We start from the raw sequence: 11,519 nt of genomic DNA on the forward strand, positions 1-11,519 counted from the left end.
GGCGGGGTGGGCGATGTGGACGGAGCCCGACTTGACCACGTGGGCGCAGGTCAGGACGAGGCGATCGGTGATCATTACGCCGCTGCCCTGCCGGCTCGCGGAGACGACGACCGTACGGTCGGCCAGGTGCACCGAGGTCACCGCTGCCCGGCCCCGCCGAACCCCGCCGTCGACCCGTCGTCCTCGGTCCCGATCTCCCACGCCTCGCCCGTCGCCGCGTTGCGCGGGGTCAGAGTGAAGGCGACCTTGTGCGTGCGGCCCGTGGTGCGGGCGGCGTCCGCGCCCGCCTCGACCACCCAGGCCTTCACCTTGCCGCCCGCCTTGGCCTCCCGGCGCAGTTCGAGGGTGAACTCCATCTGGATGTCGCCGACCGCGAAGGACACCGGGTGGTCCGTGGCCCGGGTCGCCGCGTCGATGAGCTGGTTACGGATGGACGCGACGGCGTCCGCGAGCTCGATGCCGTCCAGTGCGTGGGTGTTCTCGGCCGTCATGGGATCCCCCGGGGTGCGGTGCCGCTTTCCCGTCAGCGTAGTGAAGTAGCGGGCCGAAGGTCCCGAAACGGAAGGACCAAGGTCCCACCGGCGGTGACAAGGCGCACAGGCCGAAACAGGCCTACTACCCGGGTCAGTAGAAAGGGCCGTGATCGGCCTCGGGACCTTCGGCCCGGCGTCGGCAGGCCCTTCCGAGGTTCTGGGCGATACGGCCTTTTCGCGGTGCCATGTCCGGAAAAGGCCCCGTGGAACAGGCGTTAAACGTCTTTCGCGCGCAGGATTTCGTCGCCGGTGCCGCCCCCTCGCGGAGGGACAACCTCGGTCAATTCCCCCCACCCTCTCTACGGCTTTTCTTCGTAGATGGGGTGTTTGAGCATCGGCCGGGGTGCGGGTTACCAAGGTTGAGCAAGCCCGGACAGCACGCCGGGTCCACTCACCTTCGGAGGACTTCCTCGTATGAAGCGCGCAACGAACCAGCACACCATCCGCCCGTCCGCCTTCCGCGTCCGTGGCGCCGTCCTGGCCGCCGGCCTGGGGGCGACCGTGGTGCTGGGTGCCGGAACGGCGTTCGCCTCCAGCGGCACCGCCGCCGCTGCCCCCCTTGCCGCGAGCACCACCGCCGACTCGGTCGCCCAGCAGGCGGCCGCGCAGGCCAAGGCCGCGGACGCGGCGAAGAAGACGGCCGTGAAGAAGGCCTCCGACGCCAAGAAGAAGGCCGAGGACAAGAAGAAGGCAGCGAAGAAGAACGCCGCCTCCTGGAAGACCCCGGTCAAGAAGTACAAGCTGACCGCCAGCTACGGCACCGGCGGCGCCCGCTGGGCCGCCAAGCACTCCGGCCAGGACTTCGCCGTGCCGATCGGCACCACCGTCACGGCCGCCCACACCGGCACCGTCGTGAAGGCCGGCCCGAACGGCGCCGGTGACGGCCCCGCGTACGGCAACGCCATCGTGATCAAGCACTCCAACGGCAAGTTCTCGCAGTACGCGCACCTGTCGAAGGTCAACGTGAAGATCGGCGAGAAGGTCAAGACGGGCGAGAAGATCGCGCTGTCCGGCAACACCGGAAACTCCAGCGGCCCGCACCTGCACTTCGAGATCCGCACCACCCCGAACTACGGCTCGGCGCTGAACCCGGCCGCGTTCCTCCGCTCGGTGCACGTCTCCATCTGATCCGGCCCGGCGTAACCGCGCGGCCCCGGACCGGACAGCCGTAGGCACCCGGCACCACCCGCCGATGCCCGGCACCCGGCGGCCGCGCAGCACAACCGAAGAGCGTTCAGTGGACCCGTTACACCCCGGTACCCGGGGCGTGCGCCCGGGTCACCCGACCGACGGCGACGTCGAGGACAGCCTCACGGCTCACTCCTCGGGGTCGCCGTCGGCGTTTCTCCGTCGGGCCTCGGGGTCGCCGTCGGCGTTCCCGTAGGACCAGCAGGTGTGCCGCTCAGTCCGACGCCTGCCGCTGATCCGCCATCCGCAGCACCGGGAAGCTCCCCGTCACCGTCGGCGCGTGCTCCGGCAGCCACAGCACCGCGATCGCCCCGCCCGTGCCCTCCGCCGCACCCGAGGGCGCCGCGTTGCGGAAGGTCAGCCGGGCCCCCAGCACCCGCGCCTGGCCCGCCGCGATCGTCAGGCCGAGACCGTGCCCGTGGCCGGCCCGGTCCATGGAGCCCGTACGGAACCGGCTCGGCCCGTCCCGCAGCAGCTCCTCCGGGAAGCCGGGGCCGTGGTCGCGGACCCGTACCACCCGGCCCTCGACCGTGACCTCCACCGGGGTGGAGCCGTGCTTGGCGGCGTTGCCGAGGAGGTTGCCGAGGATGCGCTCCAGCCGGCGCGGGTCCGTGGAGACCCAGGACTCGTGCACCACCTGCACGGTCACATCGGGGTCAAGCAGCCCGATCCGCCGGCTGACGAACTCGCCGAGAGGCAGCTCCTGCAGCTCCGCCCGCTCCGACGCACTGTCCAGGCGGGCCACCTCCAGCACGTCCTCGACCAGCGTCCGCATCGCCTGGGCCCGGTCCCGGACCAGCTCGGTCGGGCGGCCCGGCGGCAGCAGCTCGGCCGCCGTGAGCAGCCCGGTCACCGGGGTACGCAGCTCATGGGCGATGTCCGCGGTGACCCGGCGCTCCGCCTCGATCCGCTCGTTCAGCGCGTCGGTCAGCGCGTCGACCGCCCGCGCCAGCTCGTCCGTCTCGTCGCGGACGACCCCGCCGACGGCCTCCCTGACCCGTACGTCCGTCTGCCCCTGGGCGACCCGGCCCGCCGCGGCCGCCGCCTTGCGCAGCCGGCGCGAGAGCTGGCCGCCGATGAGCACCCCGAGCGCGCAGCCGCCGAAGACCACCGAGACCGAGCCGATGATCAGGGCCCGGTCCAGGTCGTCCATGATCGTGGCGGAGCGGTCCGCGAACCGGGTGTGCAGCGAGAGCACGTCCCCGTTGGCCAGCGGCACGGCCGCCCAGACCTCGGGAACCCCGTCGGCCCCCTGTTCCACATGGGTGGCCCGGCGGTTCTTGCGGACCTCCTCGCGCAGGGTCTGCGGGATCGTCGGGTCGTTGAGCTTCGCCCCGAACTTCGGCCCGCCCCTCTGCATGCTCGTCGCCTCGTAGAAGCGCTGGGCGCCCAGCAGCCGCTCCAGCTGTACCTCGCGGGCGTTCTCGATCATCGAGACGCGGGCTGCGTTGTGCACCACGAGGCTCAGCGCCACCGCGATGAGCGCGCCGACCGCCGCGATGGCGATGCTGATCTTCCAGCGGACACCGGTCCGCAGGGCCAGTCGCTTCATGGGCCCACCACCGGCCGCTCCACCTGCTGCTGCCTGAGCCGCACCCGCGGCTGCCTCAGCTGCGCTTGTGGCCGCTTCATCCGCGCAGCTTGTAGCCGAAGCCGCGGACCGTGTCGATCCGGTCCTGGCCGATCTTGGTGCGCAGCCGCTGGACGTGGACGTCCACGACCCGGGTGTCCCCGCCCCAGCCGTAGTCCCAGACCCGCTCCAGCAGCTTGTCGCGGGACAGGACGGTGCCCGGCGCGGACGAGAACTCCAGCAGCAGCCGCATCTCGGTGGGCGTCAGCGCCACCTGCTCACCGGCGCGCCGCACCTCCATGCCGTCCGTGTCGACCTCCAGATCGCCGAAGACCAGCACCCCGCCGAGCGCCTCGTCGTCCCCCTCCGTACCGCCCTGCCCCGCGCCGTCCGGCCCGGCCGCGTGGCCGAAGCGGCGCAGCACCGCCCGGATCCGGGCGACCAGGACCGCCCCGTCGAAGGGCTTGGTGACGTAGTCGTCGGCTCCGGCCTCCAGGCCGAGCACCACGTCGATCGAGTCGGCCCGGGCGGAGAGCATGATCACCGGTACGGTCGACTCGTCGCGGATGCGGCGGCACAGGCTGACCCCGTCCAGGCCCGGCACCATCACGTCGAGCAGGGCGATGTCCGGCCGGTCGGCGCGGAACGCCTCAAGGCCGGAGAGCCCGTCGGGCATCGCGGTGACCGTGAAACCGACCCGCTCCAGGGCGAGCTGGGTGGCCTCGCGGATGACGTCGTCGTCCTCGACGAAGAGGACGTGGGTCTCGGCCATGGGGCTGCTTCTCGCTTTCCGTTCCCGCCCGGTTCCACCGGCGCGCCTTCGTTCCTGCCCGGCGTCGGCTCCCCGCCCGGCGTCAGCTCCGGGCGTCGGCTCACCGCTCGGTGCCAGTTCCTGTCCGGCTCCGGGTGGGGGAGCCGACGCCCGGTGTCAGCTCCTGTCCGGCTCCGCCGGTTCGTCCGCCGGGTCCGGTCCCACCGGCTCCGACTGCACGGGCAGGTCGCCGTCCGTGCCCTCGACGGCACGGCTGAAGTCGTTGTGCACCCGGTCGTGCTCGGTGAAGCGGTCGCTCGCCCAACGGTAGGTGACCACCTCCGAGCCGGAGGGGGAGGCCAGCGGATCCTTCGACCCGTAGACCTGGGTCGTCACCACCAGGTCGCCCCGGTCGATCGTTCCGTAGACGGCGGGGACCTCGGCCGCGAAGACGTTCTTGTACGAGCCGTCGTCGTCCGCCCGGTACACATACGTTCCGACGCTCACCGAGTCGGCGCAGCTCATCACGTTGACCACCACGTCGGCGGCCCGGCCGCCGGTCATCGACCCGTAGGAGGTGTCGACCGGATAGGCCTTGCCCGCGCAGGGCTTGAGCCCCTCCCGGACGCGTTCGCCCACCTTGGGGTCGCTCTTGAGCAGCCGTACGGCGTCGACCCGCCGGACGGCCGGGGTCGTGCCGGAGGGGCTGGGCCGCTGGGTGATCTGGGCGACCGGCTGACTGCCGGCGGGGCCCTCGTCCCGGGTGCCGGTGCCGCCCGTGGAGCAGCCGACGCCGAACAGCCCGAAGGCGACGAGTCCGGCCAAGGCCGTGCCACCCGCCGCCATACCGCCCCGGAATCTCCGCGACCGGCCCGATCTCCCCGGCCCGTCGTCGTCGGGGCCCCCGGGGCCGCTCGGGGAGGGCCCGCTCAAGCCGCCGCCCCCTCCGCTGCTGCTGCCACTCAGGCCGCGCACCGCTCCATCCCCCGCTCGTCGTGACGCCCGTTGCGCTGCGCCGGTGTGTGCGTCCCCGACCCCGGCACCGACGTGAGCGGCGACCGCTGGGCGGGGACACGGGCGGAGGCGGCCGGCGCCGCGCTCCGGTGGCCCCCGGTCTCCCGGGCGACCGCCTCGCGGCTGTCGAGCTCACGGCTCTCCAGCTCCTGGCGCAGCCGCGCCAGGGCCCGGTGCAGCGTGCTCTTGACCGTACCGGCCGACATGCCGAGCGCCGCGGCCGTCTCCTCCGTGCTCATCTGCTCCCAGTGTCGCAGCACGACGACGCTGCGCTGCTTCGGAGCCAGAATCCCCAGGATGTCCATCAGGAGGGCGCGGTCGGCGCGCTGCTCGCTGCCGTCCTCGACGCTCGCGTCGGGCAGCTGCTCGGTCGGGACCTCTTCGAGCTTGCGCGCCCGCCACCACTCCGTACGGGTATTGATCATGACGCGGCGCAGATAGGCGTCGGCCAGGGACTTGTCGGCGATGCCGTCCCAGCGGCCGTACGTGCGCACCAGGGCGGTCTGGAGGAGGTCCTGGGCATCCACCGGGTCCGGGACCAGCCGACGCGCGCTGCGCAGCAGCGCGTCCTGCCGTGTGCGTACGTAGTCCTCGAACGCGAGCACCTCGCCCTGCGCCATGACAACCGCCTCCGTCCCCGATGTTTCCCCGTGTTCACTGCTGTCGGAGACGCTACGGAGGCGGTGTCACGGCGATGTGCGGAGCAGCCGTAGGCCGGTGCACGGCTGCCCATCGGTTGTGTAACAGCGCGTCCCCGGCGCCCCGGGGACGTGGCGGGATCAGGTCAGCGGCAGCCGGTACCGGCCGTCCGCCAGCGGCTCGACCAGCCCGTCGGCCACCAGCCCGTCCAGCGCCCGGGCCCGCTGCACCGGCTCCTCCCACACCGCGTCCAGCGCGGCCTGGGTGACGGGGTTGAGCGCGTCCCGCAACACCGCCAGCAGCCGCCCGCGCACCTGGCGGTCGGTCCCGGCGTACGTCTGCCCCTTGCGCGGCGGACCTTCGTGCGCGGGCTTCCCGGCCAGCCGCCAGGCACACCGCGAGGCGATCGGGCACCGGTCGCAGTCCTCGTTGCGCGCGGTGCACACGAGGGCGCCCAGCTCCATCGTGGCCGCCGCCCAGCGCGCCGCCCGCTCGTCCTCCTCGGGCAGCAGCGCCCGGGCGAGCTTGCGCTCGGCGGCCGTCGTCGCGTTCGGCGGGTACTGGACCCCGGTGGCTGCGCGGGCGAACACCCGGCGGACGTTCGTGTCGAGCACCGCGTGCCGCTGTCCGTACGCGAACGAGGCCACGGCCGCCGCCGTGTACTCGCCGATCCCGGGCAGCGCCAGCAGCTGGGCGTGCTCGCTCGGCACATCGCCGCCGTGCCGTTCCGTTATCGCCTGCGCGGCCCCGTGCAGGCGCAGCGCGCGGCGGGGGTATCCGAGCCGGCCCCAGGCGCGGACCGCCTCACCGGGCGCCTCGGCGGCCAGGTCGGCGGGGCGGGGCCAGCGGGCGAGCCACTGCTCGTACACCGGCAGGACCCGGCTCACCGGGGTCTGCTGCAGCATGAACTCGCTGACCATCACGCCCCAGGCGCCCGCTTCGGGGCGGCGCCAGGGCAGATCGCGGGCGTGCTGCTCGAACCACCCGATGACGGGGGTGTGGAGGGAGGCGGCGGCGGGGGGCGTCTGAGGTGAAGTCGAAGTCAAGGCAGTCATGGCACTGACGATCCTGGCACGGAAGGCGGGGCGGGCGTCACGGGCGCGGGAGTGTCGGCCCGCGCGGCGGCCCAGGAGGTGGCAACGCCACCCGTTCTGTCCCCTGTGACCGGCTCGCGACGCCTTTCCCGTGATGATGATCGGCAAAACTTGTGAGCGGAGCGGCGGGTGGGGCCGGAGTCGGCCCGGATCTCTCGTAGAGTTCGGGCCGTGGGATCTATGCGCAATCCGGTCGGTCCGCTTCCCTCCAGCATCTACTGGCGACGAAGGGCGGTAGCGGGACTTCTGGTTGCGCTGCTCGCCGTGTTGATCGCCTGGGCGGTGACGTCCGGAGGCGGTGGAGGCAGCCGTGACGACGGCAAGCCCGGCGGCTCCGACCCGGTCGAGTCGATCACCCCGGGGCCGGGCAGCTCCGGCCCCGCGATCAGTCAACAGCCGGGCGGCCGCGACGAGTCGGACGACGAGGACGGCTCCGGCGGTTCGGGCGGCTCCGGCGGCTCCGGTGAGTCCGCCGGCGGCGAGGGCGACGGCGGTTCGTCCGACGGGGCGTCAACAGGCGGTACGGGCACGGGTGATGCGGACTCGTCCGGCGCGGGTTCGGGCGGCGGCGGCTCGGCGGGCCAGCAGGTCCCTGCCGGCTCCCCGCTCCCCGAGTGCAAGGCCGGGGCAGTGCAGTTGAGCCTGCGGACGAAGGTCAGTTACGGCCCCGACGACAAGCCGAAGTTCGAACTGATCGCGAAGAACACGTCGTCGGCGGCGTGCAAGGCGGACTTCGGCCCGAAGAGCGCGGTGCTCACGGTGACGGAGGCGGGCGGCGAGGACGACGACCCGATCTGGTCCTCGAAGGACTGCCCCGCGGAGGCGGGACCGCTGTTCCTGAAGGTCCCGGCGGGTGCGACGGTGATCCACACGGTGGACTGGAACCGGGCCCTGTCCGCGCCGGGCTGTGCGACGCCGCCGGCGGGGAAGGCGGGCCCGGGAACGTACCTCCTGGAGGCGAAGGCGCCGGGCGAGGCGGTCCAGCGAGCGTCCTTCGTCCTGGCGAAGGACTGACCCACCCGGCTTTCGGCCCGCCCGGCGACCACTCAAGCCCGTCCGGCGCTGCACCGATGGGGCCGGGCGGCGATCCCAGCCTGTCCGGCGCTTGAGGACGGAACCGTTCACGTGGACGAGCGAGGCACCTACGGGCCCGGGCCAGCCCGTGTGGGCACGGCTCACCCACGCGCAGGGTTCCGTCCTCAATCGCCGGACGGGCTGGATGTGGCGCAGGGGTTCCGTTTCAAACGCCGAACGGGCTGTAGGTGGCCCGCCCGGGCTCAGCCCTCAAACGCCGGACGGGCTGAGAACGCGCGGCCAGACCTCAGACGTACCGCTCCAGGATCGACGACTCCGCCAGCCGCGACAGCCCCTCGCGGACACTGCGGGCCCGCGCCTCGCCGACCCCGTCCACCGTCTGGAGATCGTCCACGCTCGCAGCCAGCAGCTTCTGCAGACCACCGAAGTGCTCCACCAGCCGCTCGATGATCGCCCCCGGCAGCCGCGGCACCTTCGCCAGCAGCCGGAAGCCCCGCGGCGACACCGCCGAGTCCAGCGTCTCCGGCGAGCCGCTGTAGCCCAGCGCCCGCGCCACCACCGGCAGCTCCAGCAGCTCCGTGTGGCTCAGCGCGTCCAGCTCCGTCAGCGCCTCGGCCACCGTGCGCGACCGTTTCGCCGTCGGCTCGGGCACGTAGTCCCGGACCACCAGCTCCCGCTCCGGCTCCACCCCGGCGATCAGCTCGTCCAGCTGGAGCGACAGCAGCCGCCCATCGGTGCCGAGCTCGACCACGTACTCCGCGATCTCCGTCGCGATCCGCCGCACCATCTCCAGGCGCTGCGCCACCGCCGTCACGTCCCGGACGGTGACCAGATCCTCGATCTCCAGCGCGGACAGCGTGCCCGCCACCTCGTCCAGGCGGAGCTTGTACCGTTCCAGCGTGGCGAGCGCCTGATTGGCCCGGGACAGGATCGCGGAGGACTCCTCCAGGACCCGCCGCTCCCCGTCCACGTACACCGCGATCAGCCGCATCGACTGGGAGACCGAGACGACGGGGAAGCCGCACGCCTTGGAGACCCGGTCCGCCGTACGGTGCCGGGTGCCCGTCTCCTCCGTGGGGATCGAGGCGTCCGGGACCAGCTGCACGCCGGCCCGCAGGATCTTGGTCATGTCCTTGTCCAGGATCAGCGCCCCGTCGAGCTTGCACAGCTCGCGCAGGCGCGTCGCCGTGAACTCCACGTCCAGCACGAATCCGCCGGTGCACATCGACTCGACGGTCCGGTCCATGCCCAGCACGATCAGGCCGCCGGTATTGCCGCGGAGAATGCGCTCCAGGCCGTCCCGCAGGGCCATACCGGGCGCGACCGCGCTCAACGAGGCGCGCATCAGCGCCTCGTTACCGGTGCCTTGGCCGGACTTTCCGGGCGTCGTCGCCCGGTCGTTGGCTGCCACTGCACTCCTCCGGTCACAGGTTTGCGGTGCCCTTGCGTCCCCCATGCCGTGTCCACTGGCGGGCGAGACCAGGGCAAAGTCTACCGGCGCGCGTTCTCTTCCTGACGAGGCTGCGGCGCCTCTTGACGAGACCGGCGCGGGAGGACCCGCAGAGCGTCGCCCATGTCGGCGACTTCCGTGACCTTCATACCGGCCGGAACCTTCCCCGGGTCCGTGGGGACGAGCGCGTGGGTGAAGCCCAGACGGTGCGCCTCGGCCAGTCGCCGCTGCACCCCCGTGACCCTCCTGACCTCGCCCGCGAGCCCCACCTCACCGATCGCGACCAGGTTCTTCGGGAGCGGGGTGTCGCTGGCCGCGCTGGCCAGCGCGAGCGCGATCGCCAGGTCGGCAGCGGGCTCGGTGAGCTTCACGCCGCCCACCGTCGCGCTGTAGATGTCCCGCTTGCCGAGCGCGCTGATCCGGCCGCGCTGCTCCAGCACGGCGAGCATCATCGAGACCCGGGAGGTCTCCAGACCGGAGGTGGTGCGCCGGGGCGAGGGGATCTGCGAGTCGACGGTGAGCGCCTGCACCTCGGCCACCAGGGGCCGCTTGCCCTCCAGCGTCACCGTCAGGCAGGTGCCCGGGACGGCCACGTCGCGGCGGGTCAGGAAGAGGCCCGAGGGGTCGGCGAGGCCGGTGATGCCCTCGTCGTGGAGCTCGAAGCAGCCGACCTCGTCGGTCGCCCCGTAACGGTTCTTGACGCCGCGCACCAGCCGCAGCCGGGCGTGCCGGTCGCCCTCGAAGGACAGCACCACGTCCACGAGGTGCTCCAGCAGCCGGGGCCCGGCGATCGCGCCGTCCTTGGTGACGTGGCCGACCAGCAGCGTGGCCATCCCGCGCTCCTTGGAGGCCCGGATCAGCGCCCCGGCGACCTCCCGGACCTGGGCCATCCCGCCGGGTGCGCCGTCGATCTCCGGCGAGGCGACCGTCTGCACCGAGTCCAGGACGAGCAGGGACGGCTTCACCGCGTCGAGATGTCCGAGCACCGCCGACAGGTCCGTCTCCGCCGCGAGGTAGAGGTGGTCGTTGATCGCCTTGATCCGGTCGGCCCGCAGCCGGACCTGGCTCGCGGACTCCTCGGCGGTCACATAGAGCGTGCGGTGGTCGTCGCTCGCCGCCTTGGCCGCCACGTCCAGCAGCAGCGTCGACTTGCCGACACCCGGCTCGCCCGCCAGCAGCACGACGGCCCCCGGCACGAGCCCGCCGCCCAGCACCCGGTCCAGCTCGCCGACGCCGGTCGAGCGGGCGGTGGCCGTCCGGCTGTCGACCTGGCCGATCGGCAGGGCGGCGGTGGAGACCCGGCCTGCGGCGGTGGTGCGCACGGCGGGGGCGCCGCCGAACTCCTCGACCGTCCCCCACGCCTGGCACTCGGGGCAACGGCCGAGCCATTTGGCGGTGGTCCAGCCGCATTCGGTGCAGCGGTAGGACGGCCGGTCCTTCGCGGATTTCGTACGGGCAGCCATGGCGTCACCGTATAGGTGGGGTACGACAACGCCGCCCCGGCGGTCGGCGCGCACCGCGCTCTCCGCTCCCTCCGCGCGCAGGGCGCACGGAAGCACTCGGTAGCACCCCGGAGTGCTGCAGAGCGCTACGGGCGGAATCCGGGATCTCTGTCCGCTTTCACAACTCTTTCGAGGGATACATTCACCCGTAAGGATTAAATGTACTCAAGGGGCGCTTGAGGCATGCGCTCCGTTGCCTACGGTCGCCGGGTGACGAGCAGCAGGCTGGAGACCCCGACGCACACCACCGGCGCACACCGGGCGCACCGCCGAGGACCCGACGCCCCGGCACAGCGACCGCCCGCACGTTACGAGCCGTATCTCGACGGCCTCTTCACGTACTGCCTCTCCGTGCTCTGCGACCATGACGCGGCCACCGAAGCGCTCGGCGCCGTCCTGGCGATCGCGGTCCGGCAGGACTCCCGCGGCCCCGCGGCCGAGGAGGAACGTAAATCCTGGCTGTACGCACTGGCCCGCTGGGCCTGTCTGCGGGCGCTCACCGAGCGCAGGCGCGGCCGCCAGGCCCACCGCAGGCCCTCGGGAACGACCAAGCCGCCCCGCACGGCCAAGGCGTCCGAGAGCCGTACGGCCGGGGCCGCCGGAGCCGGTACGGCCAAGACCCCCGAAGCCGGTACGAGTACGACCAAGGCCCCCGGGACCGGCAAGGGGGCGCACCCCGCCCGGCGCACGCCGGAGCACACCCCGCCCGCCGGACCCGCCCCAAACAGCTACGTACCCCAGCC

General features: G+C 72.7%; 10 protein-coding genes and 1 pseudogene. 3 read left to right on the forward strand and 8 right to left on the reverse strand.

Translation table 11 applies throughout. The annotated features are described in order from the left end of the window. Positions 1–137: 137 nt before the first annotated feature. Positions 138–491 carry a trypco2 family protein gene (locus tag JS521_RS28660; protein WP_205085859.1) on the reverse strand — a complete coding sequence of 118 codons (354 nt, stop codon included), beginning with the start codon at positions 489–491 and terminating at the stop codon, positions 138–140. Positions 492–947: 456 nt separating this feature from the next. Between JS521_RS28660 and JS521_RS28665 the strand changes: the two genes are divergently transcribed. After that, on the forward strand, positions 948–1,661 hold the full coding sequence (locus JS521_RS28665) for a M23 family metallopeptidase (RefSeq protein ID WP_205085860.1): 714 nt from the start codon (positions 948–950) through the stop codon (positions 1,659–1,661). A gap of 274 nt (positions 1,662–1,935) precedes the next feature. Here the strand turns inward: JS521_RS28665 and cseC are convergent, their stop codons facing one another. The 5 genes from cseC to JS521_RS28690 all read right to left on the reverse strand — a co-directional run bounded on the left by cseC (position 1,936) and on the right by JS521_RS28690 (position 6,750). Then, positions 1,936–3,273 carry a two-component system sensor histidine kinase CseC gene (cseC, locus tag JS521_RS28670; protein ID WP_205085861.1) on the reverse strand — a complete coding sequence of 446 codons (1,338 nt, stop codon included), beginning with the start codon at positions 3,271–3,273 and terminating at the stop codon, positions 1,936–1,938. Between the two features lie 76 nt (positions 3,274–3,349). Continuing rightward, the gene (cseB, locus tag JS521_RS28675) at positions 3,350–4,063 is read right to left on the reverse strand and encodes a two-component system response regulator CseB (RefSeq protein ID WP_205085862.1); all 714 of its coding nucleotides are present in this window, start codon (positions 4,061–4,063) and stop codon (positions 3,350–3,352) included. Between the two features lie 156 nt (positions 4,064–4,219). Further along, positions 4,220–4,888, reverse strand: a complete 669-nt coding sequence (locus JS521_RS28680; RefSeq protein WP_205085863.1) for a hypothetical protein — start codon at positions 4,886–4,888, stop codon at positions 4,220–4,222. 116 nt (positions 4,889–5,004) lie between these two features. Next, positions 5,005–5,676 (reverse strand): SigE family RNA polymerase sigma factor, encoded by a 672-nt coding sequence (locus JS521_RS28685; protein ID WP_205085864.1) that lies wholly within the window; start codon positions 5,674–5,676, stop codon positions 5,005–5,007. A gap of 159 nt (positions 5,677–5,835) precedes the next feature. Continuing rightward, positions 5,836–6,750: an iron-sulfur binding domain-containing protein gene (locus tag JS521_RS28690; RefSeq protein ID WP_205085865.1), complete on the reverse strand. Its 915-nt coding sequence runs from the start codon at positions 6,748–6,750 to the stop codon at positions 5,836–5,838. 303 nt (positions 6,751–7,053) lie between these two features. Between JS521_RS28690 and JS521_RS28695 the strand changes: the two genes are divergently transcribed. Then, positions 7,054–7,803 carry a hypothetical protein gene (locus JS521_RS28695; RefSeq protein WP_205085868.1) on the forward strand — a complete coding sequence of 250 codons (750 nt, stop codon included), beginning with the start codon at positions 7,054–7,056 and terminating at the stop codon, positions 7,801–7,803. A gap of 307 nt (positions 7,804–8,110) precedes the next feature. Here JS521_RS28695 and disA read toward each other — a convergent pair whose 3' ends face one another. Beyond that, on the reverse strand, positions 8,111–9,235 hold the full coding sequence (gene disA, locus JS521_RS28700) for a DNA integrity scanning diadenylate cyclase DisA (RefSeq protein WP_205085866.1): 1,125 nt from the start codon (positions 9,233–9,235) through the stop codon (positions 8,111–8,113). 80 nt (positions 9,236–9,315) lie between these two features. Beyond that, the gene (gene radA, locus JS521_RS28705) at positions 9,316–10,737 is read right to left on the reverse strand and encodes a DNA repair protein RadA (protein WP_205085867.1); all 1,422 of its coding nucleotides are present in this window, start codon (positions 10,735–10,737) and stop codon (positions 9,316–9,318) included. Positions 10,738–10,986: 249 nt separating this feature from the next. On the opposite strand from radA, the pseudogene JS521_RS36930 reads away from it, so the two are divergent. Further along, positions 10,987–11,519 (forward strand): annotated as a pseudogene (locus JS521_RS36930) (hypothetical protein); the annotation flags it as partial.

The organism is Streptomyces durocortorensis, assembly GCF_016901035.1.
Classification (GTDB): Bacteria; Actinomycetota; Actinomycetes; order Streptomycetales; family Streptomycetaceae; genus Streptomyces; species Streptomyces durocortorensis.